The organism is Polaribacter sp. 20A6 (assembly GCF_011378915.1).
In the GTDB taxonomy this organism is placed as follows: Bacteria; Bacteroidota; Bacteroidia; order Flavobacteriales; family Flavobacteriaceae; genus Polaribacter; species Polaribacter sejongensis.
In genome coordinates this window covers 37,445-62,376 of the sequence record NZ_WTPZ01000012.1, presented here as the reverse complement: position 1 = coordinate 62,376, position 24,932 = coordinate 37,445, and the positions used below count along the sequence as shown (strand labels likewise).

Below are 24,932 nucleotides of genomic sequence, written 5' to 3'. Positions count from 1 at the left end.
ACATTCTTTTTTAAGATTAAAAACTGCAGATCGCTGACTAATTTTATGCTTCTGCTAACATTTTCTCTCCAGCATCAATTGCATCTTGAATTGATCCTCTTAAGTTAAATGCTGCTTCAGGGTATTTATCTAACTCACCATCCATAATCATATTAAAACCTTTAATAGTGTCTTTAATATCAACTAAAACTCCTGGTATACCAGTAAATTGTTCAGCTACATGGAAAGGTTGAGATAAGAAACGTTGTACACGTCTAGCTCTATGAACTACTAATTTATCTTCTTCAGATAATTCTTCCATACCTAAAATTGCAATAATATCTTGTAATTCTTTATAACGTTGTAAAATTTCTTTTACAGCTGTTGCAGTATTATAGTGTTCATCACCTAAAATTTCTGCAGATAAAATTCTTGAAGTAGAATCTAAAGGATCTACCGCTGGGTAAATACCTAATTCTGCAATCTTACGAGACAATACTGTTGTTGCATCTAAATGCGCAAACGTTGTTGCTGGTGCTGGATCTGTTAAATCATCTGCAGGTACATAAACTGCCTGTACAGATGTAATAGAACCTTTTTTAGTTGATGTAATACGTTCTTGCATAGCACCCATTTCTGTTGCTAATGTTGGTTGGTAACCTACCGCCGATGGCATACGTCCTAAAAGTGCTGACACTTCAGAACCTGCTTGTGTAAAACGGAAAATATTATCAACAAAGAAAAGTACATCTTTACCTTCTGCTTCTCCTGCTCCATCTCTAAAGTATTCTGCAATTGTTAAACCAGACAATGCAACACGTGCACGTGCTCCAGGTGGTTCGTTCATTTGACCGAATACGAAAGTAGCTTTAGAACCTTTCATTCCTGGTTTATCTACTTTAGATAAATCCCATCCTCCTGCTTCCATAGAATGCATAAAATCGTCTCCGTATTTTATAATTCCAGACTCTAACATTTCACGAAGTAAATCGTTTCCTTCACGAGTTCTTTCTCCAACACCTGCAAAAACTGATAAACCACCATGTCCTTTTGCAATATTGTTAATTAACTCCTGAATTAATACTGTCTTACCTACTCCTGCTCCACCAAATAATCCAATCTTACCTCCTTTTGCATAAGGCTCAATTAAATCGATTACTTTTATACCTGTAAATAAAACTTCTGTAGATACTGATAAATCTTCAAATTTAGGTGCAGATCTGTGAATTGGTAAACCATCTTTACCTTCTTTTTTCAAATTCCCTAAACCATCAATAGCATCTCCAGTTACATTAAACAAACGGCCATAAATATCGTTTCCGATAGGCATTTGAATAGGATTACCTGTAGCCACAACCTCAGTTCCTCTACTTAATCCATCAGTAGCATCCATTGAGATAGTTCTAACTGTATCTTCTCCAATATGCTGTTGTACCTCTAATACTAAAATAGAGCCGTCAGCTTTTTTGATTTCTAACGAATCGTAAATTTTAGGAAGTTCATTTTCAGTATTGAATTCAACATCAATTACTGGCCCAATAATTTGTGAAACTTTACCTGTTATTGTAGACATTATGTATCTAATTAAAGTTATTATTTTATTTCAGAGATTTCAGCCTCTTTTTTCAGATTGCAAAGGTAATTTTTTTGTCCTTAATTAAAAAAGATTTTCCTCTTTTTTAATTGAAAAAGAAACAAATAACAGAAACAAAAAAAACTCTGCTCAAAATGAGCAGAGTTTTATATTAAAATGTAGTTGAAAATTATTTATCAGATAACTTAATAACTACTCTTCTGTTTTTACTTCTTCCTAAACTAGTATTGTTAGATGCAATAGGATTTTTCTCTCCTTGACCAACAGTTTCTAATCTATTAGCGTCAAAACCTTTTTCAACTAAATAAGCTTTAGCAGATTCTGCTCTTCTTTCAGTTAAGTATACGTTGTAAGCACTAGCTCCTCTACTATCTGCATAACCTTCTATTACATAGATTACATTATCTACAGAACTAATTAAATCATAAACTTTATCTAATTTCCCTGCAGAAGCTCTATTAATTTTAGCGCTATCTGTACTAAATAAGATTTCTTTTGAATATCCTGCTAAAGCTGCAATTTGTTCTGCTGTCATAGCGTCTTCTGGACAACCATTATTAGAAGCTACACCTGCAAACTCAGGACATTTATCATCTTTATCTAATACTCCGTCTCCGTCAGTATCTGGCCAAGGACATCCTGCATTATCAGATGGTCCTGCAACAGAAGGACATTTATCATCTTTATCAGCTACACCGTCTCCGTCAGCATCAGGACAACCTTTGTTAGCTTTAGTTCCTTTGGCATTAGGACACATATCATCTTTATCAGCTACACCGTCTCCGTCAGAATCAGGACAACCATTCATAGCTGCTAAACCTGCAACATTAGGACAAGCATCATCAGAATCTTTTACTCCATCGCCATCAGCATCAGGACAACCGTTAAATTCTTTTAAACCTGCTTCTTCTGGACAAGCATCATCTTTATCATATACTCCGTCTCCGTCTGTATCTGTTCCTCCAAATTTAATTACTAAACCTAAAGAAGTTTGGTAGTGTGCTCTTACGTTATCAGAAAAACCTTTTTTAGTTCCTGTTTGAAAGTTTAATCCTAAGTTGTCATTAAACCAAGTATTAAAACCAACACCACCATTTAACATTGCTTCACCACTAGAATCTACAGAAGTATAACCTCCACCTAAATATACATAAGGATCAAACCAACCTGTTTGTCCAACTAAGTTATTTAAGTCATACTTTACAACTGCATCTACAGCCCAGTAAAGAAAATCTGAATCATCTTTAATTGTAACTGTTTCAATTTTATTTAAAGACCCCGCTAATTGTAAAGAGAATCCTTTGTCTAAATACTTTTCTCCAGATATTCTAGAAATAGAAGGTAAAATATTCCAATCTCCGTTACCTAATAAATCTTTTATTTGGTCACTAAAGTCATCACCATTGTAAAAGTCTACTACGTTTACACCAAAACCTACAGCCCAAGGGTTGTTTTCATCTTGTGCGTTTACGTTACCAACTGTTACCAACGTAAACAAAGCTATCACAGCTATTCTTAATCGTTTCATTATCAAATTTTTAAATTAAAAGTTCGTTATTATTATACGCAAAAGTAAATCCTTAAATCGTATATACAAAGACAAATCTACAAAATATTATTAAAACAATACGTTTTATTAATTCTAATTCCCCTTGAATCCACTACCTAATTTTTACAAAGACCTCAATAAAGCTCTTTAAACCACTCATTAACATGAATTAAAGGATAATCAATTCTTTTTTCTGACTTTTTCTTTCAGCTCTAAAGAGAAAAGAATTAAGCAGTTAAATTACTGTTTTATTTATAAATTTATCTTAATTTTAAAGTTGATGCTTTTCTACAAATCACACCGCAACAACATCTATTTGATCATTAATATAAATCAGTAATTTTTCCTCTACTGTAAAATTCATTGATTTTAAAGTTCTTTCATATCTTAATAACTGCTGATGATGCTCTGAAGAAGGGTTTCCTGTCTTATAATCAATGATAACTACTTTTTTATCCGCTATAAAAATCAACCTATCTAAAATAATAATCTGATTATCTACATCAACAATTTCTCTTTCATTAAAAACTTTAACTTTATCTGAAAAATAAAACTCTAATTCAGGGTGATTTACAATACTAAGAATACTTTTTGTTATAAAAATTTGCTGTTCTTTATTTATAACTCCTTGTTGATAATAAATGGAAATAACTTTCTCAACATCTTTTGAAGTAATAATTTTAGATAAAATTTCGTGAAATAAATTTCCAAAATCAATTGCCTTTCCCTGTTCTGTATTCCATAATTTAGAAGAATTTGCTAACAAAACAATATTATGTTCTTGCCAAGGAGTTGAAATAAATTTCTCATGGATTTCTGCAACAGAACTTTCTTCTTTCTTTTCACTAACCCTTTGCAGATCTCCAAATATATATTCAGAAAGATCATCACTCCAAAGATTTTGTTGTTTTAAGTAATTAATAAAAACACCTGAATAAAAATTAGTATTCTCCTCTCCTTTAGCTGATATTTTTTTATCCGTAATAACATGTAATTGCTCTACAGCTCTTGTTAAAGTAACATATAATAGATTAAAATTATCTAATTCTAATTCTTCGCGTTGCTTGTTATAAATATCTAAACCTCTATCACTAACAATACTTAAACTTTTACTATAATCGACTAATAATTCATCGAAACCTTCATAGGATTCCGGTAATTTATTTAACCACGATTTTGGTTTTATCTGTCTATAAATATCTACATCACAAGGAAAAATAACCACCGGAAACTCTAATCCCTTCGATTTATGAATGGTCATAATCTGAACAGCTCCAGCACTTTCTGGAGCAACAATACTTAGTCGTTCTTTTTTAAGTTCCCAAAACTCTAAAAACTCACCAACATCGGTTCCGTTTCTTTGCTGTTCTAAAACAACATCTAAGAAAAACTGAATATACGCATCAGAAGAATTTATCAAATTAAAACCTCTAATAATTTCTTCTATTTTCTCGTAAAATGGTAATTGATGAAATGATGAAATATTAAACGTTACACCAAGGGTTTTTATAGACTCTAAAATAGTTTCATTATCAGCCTTTGCAAATTCATTAAAAAAGACATGTTTTGGCTTTTCTATTTGTAAATGTTGATGTAAAAAATACAGCATTTCAAAACGTGTTTCCTCATCACTCGGATTTTGTAAAACCTTTAAAACATCAACAATAAAAGTAACTTTTGCACTATTTTTAAGCAATAAGGTTTCCGATGAAACAATATCAATTCCTTTTTCTGATAAATAATTCGCCACTGCAACCCCATCTTTTCTAGTACGAGTCAACACGCAAATTTCACTTAAAGAAAAACTCTCCTTTAATTGAAGAATTTTCTCTAAAACCTTCTGCGGATATTTTACCTTTTCAAGCTCTTTATCTTCATTTTTTTCAAGGAAAGTTAACGAAACTAAACCGCCTTTTTTAGCATTTTCTATTTGCTTGTTACCCTCTATAAAGATTTTTTTATACGATTCATTCTGAATAAAATTCGCCGTATGCTGAAAAAACGAATTATTAAAATTAATAACCTCTGAATAACTTCTAAAATTGGTTTCTAAATTTTTAATCTCTTTAGAAACATGAAAAGGATTCACTCTGTCTGAACCTAACTCTATAAATTGTTCTGCTTTTCCTCCACGCCATCTATAAATAGCTTGTTTTCCATCGCCAACTAACAGTAAGTTACTATTTTCTTGCGCCAACGTATTGTCTATTAATGGCACTAAATTTTGCCACTGCAACACAGAAGTGTCTTGCATCTCATCAATAAAATAATGCTGAAAACGTTGCCCAATTCTTTCATAAATAAAAGGAGCTGGTTGGTCTTTTATATTATCAGAAATCAATTGATTAAATTCTGCATTTAATCGAATATTATTGTCTTCTTTTATATTTTCTAATTCTGAATTGATATTATTTAAAACAGCTAAAGGAATAATGCTTTTCAAAGCCAATTTATTCATAGAGAATTGCTGATAAATAACCTCAGCTTCCTTAAATAACCGAACAATATCTGGCACAATTTGATCTATAGAACTTGCAACAAATTCAGCGGTAGTCTTTGAATAATATTGATTATTCTCGATTGCTTTATTTATCGTTTCACTTCGTTTGATAAAATCTATATCTACAGACTTAATACTTAAATCGGCAAAGAATTTAGGAATAGTACCTCGCATAAAACTCTTATGCTCTAAACCGTTATTTTCTATCAACTGAAGGCATTCTTCTCCAACTTTTTTAATGGAATCTTTTAATTCTTTTTGTTGATTATACAACTTCGACTTTAAGTTTGTAAAATCTTCTAATGTTTTATCAGCAAGACTTCTAAAATGCTGTACATCATCTTCATTTAATAAAATTCTTGCAAACTCACTTAAGTCTCTAGAAATATCCCAAGATTTATCATCATCTGTTTTATCTAGAGAATAATCAATTAAAAGGTTGGTTAGTTTTTTATCTGTTCCAATTTTAGAAATTAAAACATCTACAGCTTCATTTAATAAAGAAACTGCATCCATTTCTACTTCAAAATTAAGCGACAGACCTAAATCGAAAGCGAAATTTTTAATGATTTTATGTGTAAAACTATCAATGGTAGTAATTGAAAAAGCAGAATAGTTTTTTAAAATTGCATCTAAAATCTTCTTACTTCTTTCTTGAATTATTGCTTTATCAATCGTTATTTCATCAACAATAATATTAAGCAAATCATTCTCCTTACCATCTGCAAAATCTTCTAAACTAGACAATACACGCTCTTTCATTTCACCAGCAGCTTTGTTGGTAAACGTAATTGCTAAAATTTTCTGAAACGAAAAAATATCATCAGAAGTTAATAAAACTTTAATGTATTCTTTTACGAGCGTAAAGGTTTTTCCACTTCCTGCAGAAGCGTTATAAACCTGAAAGGATGATGTATTTTGCACAATTTATTTTACTGCAAAATACAAATTAAGCAATTAATTTCAGGTAAATATCAGAATTTATTTTAGAGTGATTAACTTAAAATTCTCCAAATTTGCGCAACCAAAAACGTAATTATAAAACCTGCTATAACAGGTAAAATTGTTGCTACCACAGTCCATTTTGTACTTTTTGTTTCTTTATAAATAGTGTAAATAGTTGTACTACAAGGATTGTGTAACAAACTAAACAACATTACATTCACTGCTGTTAAAAGCGTCCATCCACCACCTCTTAAAATATCACCTGTTGCTGTAACAGAATCTAACTCAAACATTACACCCGCTCCAGCTCCACCAACAGCTCCCGTTACCATTACCGTTAACATTAATATAGACGGAATTACAATCTCATTCGCAGGAATAGCAACTACATAAGCCAATAGAATAACACCATTTAATCCTAATAAAAATCCAAAACCATCTAAAAAATCGATTAAATGCAACGCAATGCTTTCATCACCAATAAAGATATTAGAAATTAACCATATTACTGCTCCAGCCGGTGCTGCAAATACAATGGCTCTCCATAAGACAATTAATGTTCTATCTATTAAAGAAGTGTAAATGGTTTTCCAAAATAAAGGTGTTCTATAAGGAGGCAACTCTAAATTAAACGTTGAAACCTCTCCTTTTAAAACTGTTTTAGACAATGCCCAAGAAAAGAAAAACATAAAAAAGATTCCTAAAACGGCAATTCCTACAACAGCAACCAAAGAAATTAAACTTGAATATGATGACGGTACAACAGCTCCAATAAAGATGGTTGCTAATAGAATCTGCGTTGGCCAACGACCATTACACAAAGAAAAGTTATTAGTAATAATTGCAATTAATCGTTCTCTCGGACTATCAATAATTCTAGTTGCTACAACTCCGGCTGCATTACAACCAAAACCCATGGTCATAGTTAAAGCTTGCTTACCATGTGCTCCAGATTTTTTAAAAAGCGAATCCATATTAAAAGCAACTCTTGGTAAATACCCAAAATCTTCTAACAAGGTAAATAATGGAAAAAAGATAGCCATTGGGGGCAACATCACAGCAATTACCCATGCAACTGCTAAATACACACCGTCAATTAAAAAACCAGACAACCACCAAGGAAAACTTAAAAATGCAGCTCCTTCCTTTAATAATGGATGAATTGTATCTAACAACAAACTAGCCAGCATAGAAGACGGATAATTTGCTCCAATAATCGTTAACCAAAGTACTAAACCTAATAACAATAGCATGATTGGAAAACCCCAAATTTTACTAGTTACAATTCTATCTATTTTAGCATTTAAATAAAAAGCTCCTTTTTTATTATCCTTTACAACTGTTTTTTCAACAATCTTAGAAGCATCAGCATAAATTGCTTCCGTTAAATTATCGTGAAAATCATCGCCAATTTGCCAACGCAATTCGTTAGATAATTCTATAATTTTATCAATGTTTTTTGTTCCCATTCTCTTCAATTAAATAAAATCACCTGTTTTTAAGGCATCTAAAATATGCGTATCTCCTTCTAAAACTCTAAAAGCTAACCACCTGCTGTTTGAAACTGTTGGATATTCTTCTTTAATGGCTGCACTCAATTTCTGCACAGCATCTTCTACATGTTTTGGAATGCTTTTTATTTTATAAGGTTTACAAACTATTTTTCCGTTTGCCAAATCGCTAATTGCAGCAATTAATTCTGGAATCCCCTCTTTAGATCTTGCACTTGTTGGTACCACAGGAATCCCTAACTCTCTAGATAAACTTCTGTAATCTATGTTTATATTATTTTTTTCCGCCTCATCCATTAAGTTTAGACAAAGAACGGCGTTCGATGAAATTTCTAAAATTTGAAGTACCAAATTTAAATTACGTTCTAACCTACTCGCATCAACAACTATAACTGTTAATGTCGGCTTACCAAAAAGGATAAAATTTCTAGCAACTTCTTCATCTTCCGATCGAGACATTAAAGAATAGGTACCTGGTAAATCTATTAATTTAAACTTTTGTTTCTGATATTCAAAAGCGCCTTCTGCTCTAGTTACCGTTTTTCCTGGCCAATTCCCAGTATGCTGCCTCAACCCTGTTAACGCATTAAAAACAGTACTTTTTCCTGTATTAGGATTTCCTGCTAATGCAATTACAAAGTCGACATTTTCAGTATCTACACCTAATTTTTTAACTCCGTCTAAAGTATGATGCGCACATGTGTCACAAGCTGATTTTGTTGCTGTTTTCATTTTTTTTATGCTTTGGTAATTAAAATTTTAACAGCCTGGTCTTTTCTTAAAGCAATGGCTGTTCCTTTAATTAAAAATGCTTTTGGATCTCCTAACGGATTTAACAAATCGATACTAACCGTTGCTCCTTTTACAAAACCTAAATCTAATAATCTACGTCTATTTTCTCCTCTACATTCTTTAGAGACACCTATAATTGTTGCTTTTTGATTATTTTCTAAATTAGATAAACGCAACGTATCTGTTTCTACAACATCTGCTTTATCTAAAGAAATTACAGTAATATTCTTTGCTACTATAGGTGGCAAAACAAATTGCTCTCCTTCAGATTCAAAAACAATGCGATTTTCACTTATTTCCTTCATATATACCTGAGAATGTAAATGAATATGTTTCGCTAAAATTTGCTTATAAATACTTGTAGGCTCATCTTCTATATGAATAATTTTTCCAAAATTTAGAATCGGTAAATCGGCAAGTAGCATTCCTTTTTTCTCAGGAATTTGACCAGCTTTAGTTGGAATTGGATCTCCATGAGGATCGTATCTCGGATTCCCTAAAAGCGTAGATAAATCTTCTACTTCTTCACCAGATAACTCGTGTTCTTTTTTCTCTGCTCTACTATGCCATTCAGTTTTATGAAAACCCGTTTTTTCTGATAAATATTTTTCCCATAAACGGTGTGCTCTTACAATTCTTAATGCATATTCATCTCCTTCTTCGGTCAATGAAAAAAGCTCATGCTCTTTTTTTACCAATCCAGTTTCTAACATAGTATCAATACTTTCTAGCAACAAACTATGACTAAAATCTAATTCATCAAAAATGGTACTTATAGATGTTTTAGGATCATGATACAATAACTTTAAAACATCTTCAATAGCTGTTTTTTCTGTTTCTTTACGAGCCTTGAGATATTTAAAGAAGAGTCCTTTTTTAGGATTAAATATAAAATACAAGATTAAAATAACGCCAAAAAACACTAAGAGCGCTACTATTGGGTTGTAGGTATTCATATTTTTTTTATATATAAATTGTTAGCTATTTTATTTGAAATTGATAATTTCTTATCATCAACCTTAATAGAAACGGAATCATCAAAGTCTTCTTTTTCTAAAACCGTAATCTGTTGCCCTAAAGTGATTCCTTTTTTGTCTAAGAACTTTAAAAATTCTGAAGAAGAATCATCAACACCAATACAAATTCCACTTTCATTTTTTAATAAAGTTGATAATAAACTTTTATCTATCGTTTTTAAATTCCCTTCTTTATCTGGAATAGGGTCTCCATGAGGATCATGCGATGGAAAACCTAAAAAAGCATCTAATTGCTCTACTAATTTTGAAGACTTAATATGCTCTAATTGCTCTGCAACATCATGTACTTCATCCCAAGAAAAATTTAACTTATCTACCAAAAAAACTTCCCAAAGCCTGTGCTTACGTACAATACTTGCAGCAGTCTTCTTTCCTAAACTAGTTAATTTAACTCCTTTATATTTCTTATACACAACTACTTCCTTTTCAGACAATTTTTTTATCATATCTGTAACAGAAGAAGCTTTTGTTTCTAATTTTTTAGCAATAGCATTTGTACTGATTCCTTTAACAGCATCTAACTCTAAATGATAAATTGCTTTTAAATAATTTTCTTCAGAAAGTGTAAACATCTATAAATTTTATATTACAAAGATATACTTTTTAAATTTAATAAATATATTTTTAGACAAGTCTAAAAAATAAATTACATTTGTCAAAAATATTTATCAAATGAAACTAAAAAGACTTATACTATTTACAGCTCTTATCAGCTTAAACACAATTTTTTCCCAAAATAATTCTGTTTCTGGTAAAATAACGAATAGCTCAAATGCATTAGCTTACGTGAATGTTTATTTAAAAAACTCTAAAATAGGAACAGCTTCTAACGAAAACGGTTATTATAAACTAAAAGATATCCCTAAAGGAAATTACACACTTGTTGCCAGTAGTGTTGGTTATCAATCTAAATTCATAAAAATAACGATTGATGAAAATCAAAAAATTACTCAAAATTTATCACTATCAGAAGATGATTCTTTAGATGAAATAGTTATATCCGGAACCATGAAACCAGTTAAGAAATTAGACAGTCCTGTACCCGTAGAAGTATATTCTCCTACCTTTTTTATGAAAAACCCATCACCTTCTATTTTTGAATCTATGGAGAATATAAATGGTGTTAGACCACAAGTAAACTGTAGCGTTTGTAATACTGGTGATATTCATATAAACGGACTAGAGGGAGCTTACACATTTGTTATGATTGACGGAATGCCAATTGTAAGCGGACTTTCTACGGTTTATGGATTAACAGGAATTCCGCAAGCATTAATAGAACGTGTAGAAATTGTAAAAGGACCAGCTTCAACTCTGTATGGCTCTGAAGCCGTTGGAGGTATCATTAATATTATCACTAAAAAGCCATCTTCTTCACCTTTATTTACAATAGATTCTTACGCAAGCTCTTGGGGAGAAGTAAATACTGATATTGGTTTAAAATATAAGCTAGGAAAAACGAATGCTTTATTAGGGATCAATTATTTTAATTATCAAAACCCAATTGATAACAATAATGATGGTTTTACAGATTTAACCTTACAAAACAGAATTTCTATTTTTAATAAATTTGATTTCGAAAGAAAAAACAATCGTGTTTTTACGGTAGCTGGGCGTTATGTTTACGAGGATAGATGGGGTGGAGAAATGGATTGGACACCTGAATTTAGAGGTGGAACAGATATTTATGGAGAAAGTATTTACACGAGCAGATGGGAAACTTTTGGAACTTACCAATTACCTACAGATGAAAAATTAAATTTTCAATTTAGTGCGAATGGACATGATCAAAATTCTTACTACGGAGATACTTTTTACAAAGCTGATCAATTTATTGCCTTCGGACAATTAACATACGACACTACTTTTGGAAAAAATCATGATGTATTAATGGGAGTTGCTTATCGTTACACAAATTACGACGACAATACCACTGCAACTGGTAGCGAAACAGAAAACGATCCATCAATCACGCATTTACCAGGTGTATTTATTCAAGATGAAATTACATTAGCACCAAAAAGTAAACTGCTGTTAGGTGCAAGATATGATCATAATAATGTACATGGAAGTGTTTTTTCTCCAAGAGTAAATTACAAATGGAATTCTGATAATAACGAAGATGTTTTAAGAGTTAGTATTGGTAATGGTTTTAGAGTTGCTAATGTTTTTACAGAAGACCATGCTGCCCTTACAGGAAACAGAGACGTATTTTTTGAAGATGAATTGCTTCCCGAAACTTCTTGGAATGCTAACATTAACTATGTTAAAAAAATAGTCACAAACAACAATACTATTATTAATTTAGATGGAAGTGTTTTTTACACGCATTTCAACAATAAAATAGTTGCAGATTATGAAACCGATACTTCAAAAATAATCTATGGCAACTTAGATGATGGTTATGCAGTGTCTAAAGGTATATCTTTAAATACAGATATAAATTTTAGAAATGGTCTTTCAATTATAGCAGGTGCAACTTTAATGGATGTATCTACCACAGAAGAAGGAGTTACCGAAAGACAGCTATTAACAGAAAGCTTTAGTGGTACTTGGAGTATTTCTTACAGAATAAAATCTATCGATTTACTACTTGACTACACAGGTAACATTTACGGACCTATGGATCTACCTTTACTAGGAGAAAATGATCCAAGATCTCCAACATCTCCTTGGTATAGTATACAAAACATACAAGCTACTAAAAAAATCAGCAACACTTTTGAGGTTTTTGGTGGGGTAAAAAACTTATTAAACTTCACTCCTGCTGCAAACAGTATCTTAAATAGCGATAATCCTTTTGACGTTGGAGTAGACACAGAAACAAATCCAGAATTGGCTTTCGACCCAGCTTATGTATATGCTGGCAACCAAGGTACACGTATGTTTGTAGGACTTAGATATAAAATACAATAATGAAAAATACGCTTCTTTTCTTTTTTATACTTTCCACATGTTTTTTATACGGGCAGAAAACCAACACTTTAATAAATTATTCTTTTGAAGAAGCTTTTAAGTTACAAGAAAAAGAAAAGAAGCCAATTATAGTCTTTTTTCACACAAACTGGTGTAAGTATTGTTTTGCTATGAAAAATAATACTTTTAGAGATGAAAAAATTATAGATCTATTAAACAAACATTTTTACTTTATTTCTTTTGATGCAGAAAGTAAAGAATCCGTAAATATAAAAGGTAAAATATTTAAAAATAAATCAGGAATTCATCAGATAGTAGAAGTACTCGCTTCTAAAAACAACACCATTAGCTATCCTTCTACTATTATTATAAGTGCAAACAATACGATTGATGAGCAAATAGACTCATTTCTATCAGCAGAAGAAATCAGTAAAATATTAACAAGCTACATAGCGGTCAAATAAAAATGACAAATTGCCATAAAATAAAAGAAGAAATTAATGTTTAGATTCCCAAATACGTTTTCTTCCAGAAGTAGAACGACCATTCCCTCCACTTAGTGAGAAACGATATGTAACACCAACTGCTCCATATGTATGAGAACGCTGACTTTGGAATCTTTCTTCATTATACTTATGCATTATTACACCTTGTAAACCAAAATGATCAGAAATCCAAAGTGTACCACCAATACCAAAATTTAAAGTTGGTAATACATGTTTAGACTTTATAAGACTACCTCCAATTAATATATATGGATTTATTGTATTTTCTGAAGTACCAAAATCATATCTAACCTCACCATCATAAGTGGTATATTTTTGATTATCATTAAAATCACTAGAAATACTACCAGCTAAAGTTATATTCTTAAATACGTAGGCAGCAACAGATAATCTAGGAAATTGAGGTATAAGCCTACCTCCCATATCTGGGCCATTTTCTACAGAATAAAGCACAGAACCAGAGCCAAGTGTTACAGCCCAATTATTAACTTCATTCTGACTGAAACTATTTAGTGTGAATAAAAAAACAAGAATAAGAACTATATGTTTCATTTAAATTTTCTTTTTTAGGGATAAGAAAAGCAATTTGCAATTTCTAATATTTCTTTTGGCAAATATATTGATTTAACAAAGAAAATAAAGTACTGTATATTTTATTTGCGTTAAAGTTTAATTTATTCGAAAATGATAAAAATAACACCTAATAAATTATAAATTGATAATTTACAAACCAATACCTTACATTATAATCTACTGATTTAAGGTACAACAAAGATAATTAAATCCTCATTACAGAATATAAAACGTAAATTTTACTAAACTATTTTAAGAAAAGATTATATCTTATTTAAAATAGTTTTTAAACATTTTATATTTAACAAATTCAAATTAATATCTTTGCTAAAATATTTCGGGTTGAGCAAGCAGAACATTGTAAATCAATATCAAAACTCTGCGAATGTATCGCAGATAATTAACCAACTTCAACAAGACAAAAACCATTTTCAAATATCGAATTTGGTCGGCTCTTCGTTGTCTTTTGTTATTTCAGAAACTTTTAAAAAAGCAGACAAACCTTATCTTTTAATCTTTAATGATAAAGAAGAAGCAGCTTATTACCTTAACGATTTAGAACAATTATTAGGTGAAAAAAATGTACTTTTTTACCCAGGATCTTATAGAAGACCTTATCAAATAGAAGAGACAGATAATGCAAATGTTTTACTACGATCTGAGGTTTTAAACCGAATTAATTCTCGTAAAAAACCCGCAGTAATTGTAACGTATCCAACGGCTTTGTTCGAAAAAGTGGTTACCAAAAAGGAGCTAGAAAAAAACACATTAAAAGTAGCAGTAGGAGAAAATTTATCTTTAGATTTTGTAAATGAAGTTTTATTCGAATACAAATTTAAACGTGTAGATTTTGTTACAGAACCTGGTGATTTCTCGGTTCGTGGAGGAATTATAGATGTGTTTTCTTTTTCTAATGATGAACCTTACAGAGTTGAATTTTTTGGTGATGAAATTGATAGTATTCGTTCTTTTGATGTAGAGACACAATTATCTAATGAGAAACTGAAAAAGGTTTCTATTATGCCAAATGTAGAAAACAAAACATTACAAGAAAACAGAGAAAGCTTTCTTAAATACATTTCGCCTAAAACTGTCATTTTTGCAAAAAACATCGATTTAATTACCGGAAACCTAGATAAATTTTATCAAAAGGCTGAAGAAGCTTTCCAAGATTTATCCAAAGAAATAAAACACGCAAAACCAAGTGAGTTATTTTGTGATGGAAACTTTATCAAAAATCAAATACAAGATTTTTCACTGATAGAAATTTCTACTAAAACACAAACAAAAGGTCTTTCTGAAATTAAATTTAATACCGTTGCACAACCTTCTTTTAATAAGCAATTCGATTTATTAATAGAAAATTTAGAAGAATATCATAAAGCAGAATTTACCAATTACATTTTTTGTGCAAACGATCAACAAGCAAAACGTTTTCATGATATTTTTGATGATGCAGCACAAGAAGTACATTATGAAACGGTAGTTTTTCCATTATATCAAGGTTTTGTAGATGTTGAAAACAGGTTAGTTTGTTACACAGATCATCAGATTTTTGAGCGTTATCATAAATTCCGATTAAAAAACGGGTACGCTAAAAAGCAGGCAATCACTCTTCAGGATTTAAACAAATTAGAAATTGGAGATTATGTAACTCACATGGATCACGGAATTGGTAAATTTGGTGGTTTACAAAAAATTGATGTTCAAGGTAAAAAACAAGAAGCTATTAAGTTAGTTTACGGAGAAAGAGATATTTTATATGTAAGTATTCACTCGCTTCACAAAATTTCTAAGTTCAACGGTAAAGACGGTAAAGCACCTAAAATATATAAATTAGGTTCTGGAGCTTGGAAAAAAATCAAACAGAAAACAAAAGCAAGAGTTAAACATATTGCGTTTAATTTAATACAGTTATACGCAAAGAGAAAACTACAAAAAGGTTTTGCTTTTGGTCCAGATACACATATTCAACATGAGCTAGAAGGTAGCTTTATGTACGAAGATACTCCAGATCAATTTACATCTACGCAAGATGTAAAAAATGACATGGAAAAAGAACAACCCATGGATCGCTTGGTATGTGGAGATGTTGGTTTTGGTAAAACAGAAGTTGCCGTAAGAGCGGCTTTTAAAGCAGTAGATAATGGCAAGCAAGTGGCAATTTTAGTTCCAACTACAATTCTTGCTTTTCAACATTATAAAACATTTACAGAACGTTTAAAAGATTTTCCTGTCCGTATTGATTATTTAAACCGATTTAGAACTGCCAAACAAAAAACAGAAGCCATAAATGGTGTAAATGATGGTTCTATAGATATTATTATCGGAACGCATCAATTGACAAATAAGCGTTTACAATTTAAAGATTTAGGTCTTTTAATTATTGATGAAGAACAAAAATTTGGAGTTTCAGTAAAAGATAAATTAAAAACTTTAAAGGAAAATGTAGACACATTAACCTTAACGGCAACGCCAATTCCTAGAACTCTACAGTTTAGTTTAATGGCAGCAAGAGATTTATCTGTAATAAAAACACCACCACCAAACAGACATCCAATAGACAGTAATGTGATTCGTTTTTCTGAAGAAACCATTCGAGATGCCATTTCTTACGAAGTTTCGCGTGGAGGACAAGTTTTCTTTATTCATAACAGAATAGAAAACATAAAAGAAGTTGCTGGCCTAATACAAAGATTGGTTCCTACCGCAAAAGTAGGTATTGGTCACGGGCAAATGGAAGGAAAAAAACTAGAAGGTTTAATGCTCGGTTTTATGGCAGGAGATTTCGATGTATTGGTTTCTACAACCATCATAGAAAGCGGATTAGACGTACCAAATGCCAATACTATTTTTATTAATAATGCAAACAATTTTGGATTATCAGATTTACACCAAATGCGTGGTAGAGTTGGTCGTTCAAATAAAAAAGCATTCTGTTATTTCATAACTCCGCCGTACCATATGATGACGGATGATGCCAGAAAACGTATTGAGGCTTTGGTTTTATTTTCCGATCTAGGAAGCGGAATTAATATTGCCATGAAAGATTTAGAAATTCGTGGAGCTGGAGATTTATTAGGTGGTGAACAAAGTGGATTTATAAACGATATTGGTTTTGATACCTATCAGAAAATACTACAAGAAGCTATTGAAGAGTTAAAGGAGAATGAGTTTAAGGAACTCTATCCTACAGATAATTCTAAGCCTAAAGAGTTTGTAAAAGAAGTACAAATAGATACCGATTTCGAGATTCTTTTTCCGGATGATTATATCAATTCTATTACAGAAAGATTGGCTTTGTATAACAAATTAGGTGAGCTAAAAACCGAGGATGAATTACAAACTTTTGAAACTGAAATTATTGATAGATTCGGGGAATTCCCTACGCAAGTAGAAGATTTATTAGATTCTGTTCGTATAAAATGGTTGGCAAAAGAGCTTGGTTTAGAAAAGGTTATTCTAAAGCAAAAAAGAATGATGGGGTATTTTGTTGCCAATCAACAAAGTGAATTTTACCACACAGATGCCTTTACGCGGATGTTAAAATATGTGCAGCTAAACCCTAAAAGTTGTGTTATGAAAGAGAAAGAATCTAAAAACGGATTGCGATTATTAATCACTTTTATAAGAATTGATTCCGTAAAAACGGCTTTGAGTATTTTACAAAAAGTGTAGATTTATTATTAGAAGCTGTTTCCCGCTTTCCGCTATATCTTTTTTCTTCTGTTCTCGATACAAATTTGCAAAAAAGCAAATTCACTCGAACTGACAGAAAAAAGGATGCCGTTTCAATCGGGGCTAGACTTGTTTGCTAGCTTTAGTTGATAATGTTTGTCATTTCTACCTTTTGGGGAGAAATCTCATCACGTTACTCAGGTTTGTGTTATAACTGTTATGTGACTTCTCTTTGCATTCGAAGTGACAACTCTACACTTTTTTAAAGCATTCACACTAAACAATTTCCATTTTCTGTAATAAAAAAGAAGCGTTCATATTTTTACAAATTCCGTTTTTTAGAGTGTAATCGAAACTTAGTTCGTTGTTGCTAATTTCTGCATCAAAATAGTAATTTTTAATGTCTGTAAACTCATTTTCTAATTCACACAAACTCACATCGTGGGTTGCAATAATTCCGGTTGACTTAGATTTTGTCAATTTTTCTACAAACTTTTTAGAGCCAATTGCTTTGTCTTTACTATTGGTTCCTTTTAAAATTTCATCTAAAACAATGAAATAATCTGTAGTTTTAATTTCATCAACAATAAACTTTAAACGCTTTAATTCAGAATAAAAATACGATTCATCTTCTGTTAAAGAATCTGTAGTTCTCATGCTTGTAATCAACTTTATGGGTGCATATTTAAAGTTTTCTGCACACACAGGTAAACCACAATTCGCCATAACAATAGACAAAGAAATAGTTCTTAAAAAAGTACTTTTACCCGCCATATTTGCTCCGGTAACAATAAAAAACTCTTCTTTATGAATGGTAAAATTATTATCAATTCTTTTAGTCGCATCTAATAACGGATGTCCTAAATTGGTAGCTTTTACAACTTCTTTGTCTGAAGTTATTTCTGGAAAAACAAACTTTGTGTGGTTAAAATGAAAATTTGCCAATGAATTCTGAGCATCGAAAAAAGCAACTACAGAAAACCATTTATCTACGGTGTGTTTGTATTTAGAAATCCACTTTTCTACATTGGTCGCTGTTCTAATCTCCGTTAAAAAAAGTCCGTTACCAACTACTGAAATCACCACATTATTTCGCTGATCAAAAGCATCTAAAACTCTAGAAAACTCTTTAAAAATGGCAGAGGCTTTTTTAGTTTCAGAATTGATAATTTGTTGTTTTTCTACTAAAACTTTTGATGTAAAATTTTCATTCTCAATTTCATTTAACAATACATGATATTGCTTAAAAGTTTCTCTTACTTTATCTGTATCTGCATATAAATTGCTCGTTTTTTTAACAAAAGCTCCTGTAATAAAAAGACCAATAAAAAACCAAATTACTAAAATTGAGAACGGAACAATACCAAACGACACCAAACCAATTATGGTTAATGAAGCAATAGAGAACACTATCTGAACTATCCCTAAAACTTTTGGCAACACTATTTTGTAATTCTGAATCCAACTAACAATAAAGCCAGAGGTGTCTTTTGTAGTAATTAAACTTGCCAAAGCACCAAAATGTTGTCTCCATTTTACTTTTGTAGCTAATTCTTTTATAGTGTTTTGTTTCTCTACAATTCCGTCTGTTTTGTTTTCTGTAAAAGTATTAGCTAGTAACTTTTTTCCTTCAGCAGTAACGCTTCTATTTAAGTATTGAAAAAAGGAACCAACACCAAACAAATCGATATCATTACTATAATAATGCATCGGATTTACAAATTCCTTACCAGATTCTAATTGATGAAATTTTCTATTTAAAACATCAATTTCTGTTGTATTAATGCTGATTTTAGCCTTAATAATTGCTCTTTTTTTCTGTAAATTGATATGTTTTACCACTAAAAAGGCAAACAATAGAATACCTAAGAAGGCAATGATAAAAACATCAGGATATTTACCAAAAGTTAGATAAATTAGAAAGCCAGTTGCTAAAAAGACGCCAAATCTAAAAATACTAAGGTTTATAGATTTCTTTTTTAATTGTGCTGATTCTTTTTCTAATGCTGACTTTTCTTCACTATAAAAATGGGAGGGAGTATTCATTCTAATATTATTTATTATAATTAGAAATTCCACCAAACAAACTTAAAACCTTAAGTGTTGGGTATTTCTTTTTTAACATTTTGGTTGCTTTGTAACTATTAAAACCTCTTTGACAAACCATTACATAGGTTTTATTAAAATCTACCTGAATAGTATCTACATCAAACTCTTGAATAGGAATTGTTTGCCCCACCTTAAAAGGCAATTTCAAATTGGGTAAAACAGCTATTAACTCTAAACTTCTCGACTGCTCTCCAACCGACAATTGTTCTTTTAACTTTTCTGATGATATTTGCCAATCCTTATTTTGAAGCTCACAAACTGCATCAAAATACGTTTGTACTTCAAATAATTTAGCAATCTTATCTTTTAAAACGGTTGGTTTTAACTTCATTTTCAATTGTGTATTTTGAAGTGAATTGTAAATCAACAATTCGTTTGCTAAGGGTTTTCCTACCCCTGTTATCAACTTTAAAACTTCATTTACTTGTTGCGTTGCGATCATACCAACAATAGAGTTCATTGTGCCTGCCTCTGAACAATTGGGAACATCGGTAGCCATTTCCGGAAAAGCGTCTCTTAAATTAGCAGAATAACTTCCGTTTTCTTGCAAAACATTAAAACTTGCTACATAACCGTCAAACTTATACAAAGAGCCATAAACCAAAGGTTTCTTTTTAAGAACGCAAGCATCGTTTAATAAGTATTTTGTTGGTAAAGAATCTGTACCATCTACAACAATATCAAATTGATTAATCAACTCAAAAACATTCTCTTTTGTAATTGGTTTGTTAGTGAAACCTACTTCTGTAAAAAGAGCTCTCTTTTTTATAAATTCTGATAAAACTGCTGCTTTGGGTTTATCTACATCATCTAAACAATAAAAGACTTGCCTATGTAAATTGGAAATATCTACAGTATCAAAATCTACTAAATGAATTTTACCGATACCACTAGCGGCTAAATACACCGCAATCGGACTTCCTAATCCGCCACAACCAATTACTAAAACACTTGATTTTTGTAATTTTCCTTGTCCGACTTCACCAATTTCAGACAAAGTAATTTGTCTTTTAAAAAGTTGATTTTTTGTTACTTTCATTAAGAGGACAAGATAGTTAAATAAAAAAAGCCATTACAAATAATTTTGTAATGACTTTTTAATTTTTATTAGATTTCTCAATCGCCTAAAAAAGCTCATTTCGAAATGACAACTTGTATTTTAATCTTAGTTTTCAAAACAAACTACAAACAAGCTAATACCTAAAATAGCTGCGCCTTTAGATAACTATGTTTATAATTTTACCAGGAACGATAATTACTTTTTTAGGAGCTTTACCTTCTAATTGAGCAATTGTTTTCTCGTTTTCCATTACTATTTTTTCTATTTCTTCTTTAGATAAATCTAAAGGAAGCTCTAACGTAAAACGCATTTTTCCATTAAAAGAAATAGGGTAATTCTTAGCACTTTCCACTAAATGACTTGCTTCAAAAACAGGGAAATCTGCTGTAGAAATAGATTCAGTATTACCTAATAAACTCCATAATTCTTCTGCAATGTGCGGTGCATAAGGAGAAACCAAAATTGCTAAAGGTTCTAATATTGCACGTTTATTACATTTTAAAGCAGTTAATTCGTTTACGGCAATCATAAAGGTAGAAACCGAAGTGTTAAAAGAGAAATTCTCTATATCGTCTTCTACTTTTTTAATGGTTTTATGTAATGTTTTAAGTTCATCTTTAGTTGCTGCTGCATCAGATACTTCAAATACTTCTTCGTTAAAGTATAGTTTCCATAATTTCTTTAAAAAAGAAGAAACTCCAGAAATACCAGAAGTTTTCCAAGGTTTTGCTTGCTCTAAAGGGCCTAAAAACATTTCGAATAAACGTAATGAATCTGCTCCGTATTCTTCACAAATAGCATCAGGGTTTACCACATTGTATTTAGACTTAGACATTTTTTCTACTTCACGTCCTACCTTATAAGCTCCGTCTTCTAGAACAAATTCAGCATTTTTATAATCAGCATTTAAAGCATGATTTTTAAAACCGTCTACATCTAACTCATCAGAAGCATTTACTAAAGAAACATCTGCATGTAAAGCCGTTTTAGTAATCATTACTAAATCAGCAAAATTAGGATCTAAGAATTTATTATCTAACAAGTAATTTTTAACAACCGTTTCAAATTCATCATCAGAATTAAAGGCATTTTTAGACACAAATACAGTTGGTATTTTCTCTAAAACATCATCCATAGATTTTTCATCAGAACAACCACAACCATTCTTTACAAAAGCTGTTGCTTTGTAAACAAATGCAGAAGTTCCCAAAATCATTCCTTGATTAATTAGTTTTTTTGCAAACTCATCTACAGGTACAATCCCTTTATCGAACAAGAATTTTTGCCAAAAACGAGCATATAATAAATGCCCAGTTGCATGTTCAGATCCTCCAATATATAAATCTACTTCTTTCCAGTAATCTAAGTTTTCCTTGCTTGCAAACTCATTAGAGTTTGTAGCATCCATGTATCTGTTAAAATACCAAGAACTACCTGCCCAACCTGGCATTGTATTTAATTCTAAAGGAAAAACTGTTTTGTTTTTTAACTTATCGTTAGAAACAACTTTCTTTCCACGAGAATCCCAAGCCCATTCTGTTGCATTTCCTAAAGGTGGTTTTCCATCTTCCGTTGGTAAGTATTTTTCTACCTCAGGCAATACGATTGGCAAATGTTCTGCATCAATCATTTGTGGCATTCCATCTTTATAATAAACAGGGAAAGGTTCTCCCCAATAACGTTGTCTGCTAAAAACAGCGTCACGTAATCTATAATTTATTTTTCCGTAACCAAAGCCACGTTTTTCCATTTCGAAAATGGCTAATTTTAATGCTTTCTTATATTTTAATCCTGATAAAAAGTCTGAATTTGCAATCTTTGTTCCGTCTTTTCCAGTATGCGCTTCTTCAGAAATATCTACACCTTCAAAAATATTAGGAATCGGAATTCCAAAGTGTTTTGCAAAATCATAATCACGCTGATCTCCACAAGGCACAGCCATAACTGCTCCTGTTCCGTAGTTTGCTAACACGTAATCTCCAATCCAAATTTGCACTTTTTCACCAGAAAAAGGGTGAATTGCATACGCACCAGTAAAAGCACCAGAAATAGTTTTTACATCTGCCATTCTATCACGTTCAGAACGTTTTGCTGTAGCAGTAATATATGCTTCAACTTCTGCCTTCTGAGCATCAGTAGTAATTTTAGAAACCAACTCGTGTTCTGGAGCCAATGTCATAAAACTTACTCCGTAAATTGTATCTGGTCTTGTAGTAAAAACATCAATTTTATATTGATTTTCGTCTTTAGCTACAACTTCCTTTTCAGCTGTTTTTTCAATCTTTTTTGGAAATTGAATTGCTGTATTAATTGCCGCAACAACTTTAAGAACGTTTTCAACTACTTCTTCGTTTTTAAAACGAACAACATTAAAACTTTCGTTGTTAAAAAATGCTGTTCTTGCTTCTTCATCTTCCTTTCCAGAAAATTCAACAATTAAGTTTTTTGCTAAACATACATAATCAACTAAAAAAGTACCAATTGTATATTTTTTTCTAAATTTTGAAGCTCCTTTTTTATTCTTTAATTCATCCCAAAGAATTACCTCTGCTTTCGATAAATTCTGACGTAATTCTTTTAACGCTTCTAATTCTTTGTAAGTTAATTTTACATCGGAAAAAGTATTTTTAGCACCATTATCAACATCAAAAGAAACCATTGCTCCTTGCGAACGTCCAATCCAATTGGTTTGAGAATCTTTTAAAGGCTGTGGCCAATCTATTTTTTCTAATCCGTCTAAAAGACGTTGGGCATATGCCGAAATTCTCATAGACCATTGTGTCATCTTTTTACGAACAACAGGATGGCTTCCTCTTTCTGATACGCCATTTACAATTTCATCATTAGCTAAAACCGTTCCTAAAGCAGGACACCAATTTACTTCTGTATCCGACAAAAATGTTAAACGGTATTGTAATAAAATTTCTTCTTGTTCTTTCTTTGAAAAGGCTTTCCATTCATCCGAAGAAAAAGTTTTAATTTCTTCATCACAAACAGCATTTACAGTTGCATTTCCATCTTTTTTAAAGATTGTTTCTAAAGTAGAAATATCTTCTGCTTTATCCGAATCTTTATTATACCAAGAATTGAACAATTGAATAAAAATCCACTGAGTCCATTTATAATATTCCGGACTAGAAGTTCTTACTTCTCTGCTCCAATCAAAAGAAAAACCTATAGTATCTAATTGTCTTCTATATGTTTCTACGTTATCTTCTGTAGTTTTTGCAGGATGCTGACCTGTTTGAATTGCGTATTGTTCTGCTGGTAAACCAAAAGAATCATATCCTTGCGGATGCAATACATTAAAACCTTTATGGCGCTTGTAACGTGCATAAATATCACTGGCAATATATCCTAAAGGATGCCCAACATGTAAACCTGCTCCGGATGGATAAGGAAACATGTCTAAAACATAATATTTAGGTTTTTCCGATTCATTACTGGCTTTAAAAGTTTGGTTCTCTGCCCAAAATTTTTGCCATTTCTTTTCTATATCTAAGTGATTATATTGCATTTGATTCTTTTATTAAAGTGCACAAATTTACGTTTATTCTTTGTAAGCAAGAAATTCATTTCTTTAAATTAAATGACATAAAAAAACCGTCTAAATTTCTTTAGACGGTTTCAATTATTTCTTAATAAAAATTATTTAATAGAAACAGAAACAACTGTATTAGCCCATCCCATTTTTAAAGTCATATCGTCTGCAAACATCATAGAAAACGCTTCTATATTTTTGTCTGATGTAGAAACCGTACCTGGTACTCTAACAACATCTTGGTCTTCTTTATAAAAATAAGATCCCCAAACATTTTTTGCAGTACTTAAAATTACAACCCAATCTCCTTCTGTCTTAGGAATTGTAAATAACGTATAAGTTCCTGCTTTTACATCCTTACCACCAAAAACAACATCTTTGTAAAAAGTAATTTCTGCAGCTTCATTTGCACCTGTTCTCCAAACTTCATCAACAGGAGCTAATTTACTTAATTCTCTTCCATTTAACTGTGGTCTTCCGTAAGTTACTTTTACAACTTTGTCTGAAATTTTGTAACTACTTGGGTATGCAGCACCATCCATTGGGCTTTTATCTAAACCTTTAAAGTCTTGTGCATTTGTTCCTGTTGAACTAATTAATGTAATAGCAAAAATTGCAATTGATAAAATAGATTTTTTCATG

General features: G+C 31.3%; 13 protein-coding genes and 1 pseudogene. 3 read left to right on the top strand and 11 right to left on the bottom strand.

Annotation, left to right across the window (positions count from 1 at the left end; translation table 11 throughout):
* Positions 1 to 43: 43 nt before the first annotated feature.
* The 6 genes and pseudogenes from atpD to GQS57_RS17645 all read right to left on the bottom strand — a co-directional run bounded on the left by atpD (position 44) and on the right by GQS57_RS17645 (position 10,479).
* A complete protein-coding gene (atpD, locus tag GQS57_RS17670; RefSeq protein WP_165734304.1) occupies positions 44 to 1,552 on the bottom strand; it encodes a F0F1 ATP synthase subunit beta in 1,509 nt (502 codons plus the stop codon).
* 190 nt (positions 1,553 to 1,742) lie between these two features.
* The gene (locus tag GQS57_RS17665) at positions 1,743 to 3,101 is read right to left on the bottom strand and encodes an OmpA family protein (protein ID WP_165734303.1); all 1,359 of its coding nucleotides are present in this window, start codon (positions 3,099 to 3,101) and stop codon (positions 1,743 to 1,745) included.
* Between the two features lie 316 nt (positions 3,102 to 3,417).
* Positions 3,418 to 6,546 (bottom strand): UvrD-helicase domain-containing protein, encoded by a 3,129-nt coding sequence (locus tag GQS57_RS19235; protein WP_165734302.1) that lies wholly within the window; start codon positions 6,544 to 6,546, stop codon positions 3,418 to 3,420.
* Positions 6,547 to 6,617: 71 nt separating this feature from the next.
* Positions 6,618 to 8,810 (bottom strand): annotated as a pseudogene (gene feoB, locus GQS57_RS17655) (ferrous iron transport protein B).
* A gap of 5 nt (positions 8,811 to 8,815) precedes the next feature.
* On the bottom strand, positions 8,816 to 9,826 hold the full coding sequence (locus tag GQS57_RS17650) for a metal-dependent transcriptional regulator (RefSeq protein WP_165734301.1): 1,011 nt from the start codon (positions 9,824 to 9,826) through the stop codon (positions 8,816 to 8,818).
* Positions 9,823 to 10,479, bottom strand: coding sequence for a metal-dependent transcriptional regulator (locus tag GQS57_RS17645; protein WP_165734300.1), 657 nt, complete (start codon positions 10,477 to 10,479; stop codon positions 9,823 to 9,825). The genes GQS57_RS17650 and GQS57_RS17645 overlap by 4 nt, the downstream gene beginning before the upstream one ends.
* 100 nt (positions 10,480 to 10,579) lie before the next feature.
* Between GQS57_RS17645 and GQS57_RS17640 the strand changes: the two genes are divergently transcribed.
* Both GQS57_RS17640 and GQS57_RS17635 read left to right on the top strand, forming a co-directional pair.
* Entirely contained in the window at positions 10,580 to 12,823 is a 2,244-nt protein-coding gene (locus GQS57_RS17640; RefSeq protein WP_165734299.1) for a TonB-dependent receptor, read from the top strand.
* Entirely contained in the window at positions 12,823 to 13,287 is a 465-nt protein-coding gene (locus GQS57_RS17635; RefSeq protein ID WP_165734298.1) for a thioredoxin family protein, read from the top strand. The genes GQS57_RS17640 and GQS57_RS17635 overlap by 1 nt, the downstream gene beginning before the upstream one ends.
* A gap of 33 nt (positions 13,288 to 13,320) precedes the next feature.
* Here the strand turns inward: GQS57_RS17635 and GQS57_RS17630 are convergent, their stop codons facing one another.
* A complete protein-coding gene (locus GQS57_RS17630) occupies positions 13,321 to 13,881 on the bottom strand; it encodes a hypothetical protein (RefSeq protein ID WP_165734297.1) in 561 nt (186 codons plus the stop codon).
* A 363-nt stretch (positions 13,882 to 14,244) separates the two neighbouring features.
* Between GQS57_RS17630 and mfd the strand changes: the two genes are divergently transcribed.
* Complete coding sequence (mfd, locus tag GQS57_RS17625) at positions 14,245 to 17,580, top strand: transcription-repair coupling factor (RefSeq protein ID WP_165734296.1); 3,336 nt, start codon at positions 14,245 to 14,247, stop codon at positions 17,578 to 17,580.
* A 276-nt stretch (positions 17,581 to 17,856) separates the two neighbouring features.
* On the opposite strand, the gene GQS57_RS17620 is transcribed toward mfd, so the two are convergent.
* The 4 genes from GQS57_RS17620 to GQS57_RS17605 all read right to left on the bottom strand — a co-directional run bounded on the left by GQS57_RS17620 (position 17,857) and on the right by GQS57_RS17605 (position 24,931).
* Positions 17,857 to 19,626, bottom strand: a complete 1,770-nt coding sequence (locus tag GQS57_RS17620; RefSeq protein ID WP_165734295.1) for a DNA mismatch repair protein MutS — start codon at positions 19,624 to 19,626, stop codon at positions 17,857 to 17,859.
* A gap of 7 nt (positions 19,627 to 19,633) precedes the next feature.
* On the bottom strand, positions 19,634 to 20,728 hold the full coding sequence (locus tag GQS57_RS17615) for a HesA/MoeB/ThiF family protein (RefSeq protein WP_165734294.1): 1,095 nt from the start codon (positions 20,726 to 20,728) through the stop codon (positions 19,634 to 19,636).
* A 178-nt stretch (positions 20,729 to 20,906) separates the two neighbouring features.
* Positions 20,907 to 24,266, bottom strand: coding sequence for a class I tRNA ligase family protein (locus tag GQS57_RS17610; RefSeq protein WP_165734293.1), 3,360 nt, complete (start codon positions 24,264 to 24,266; stop codon positions 20,907 to 20,909).
* A 131-nt stretch (positions 24,267 to 24,397) separates the two neighbouring features.
* Positions 24,398 to 24,931 (bottom strand): DUF2911 domain-containing protein, encoded by a 534-nt coding sequence (locus GQS57_RS17605; protein WP_165734292.1) that lies wholly within the window; start codon positions 24,929 to 24,931, stop codon positions 24,398 to 24,400.
* Between the last annotated feature and the right edge of the window lies 1 nt (position 24,932).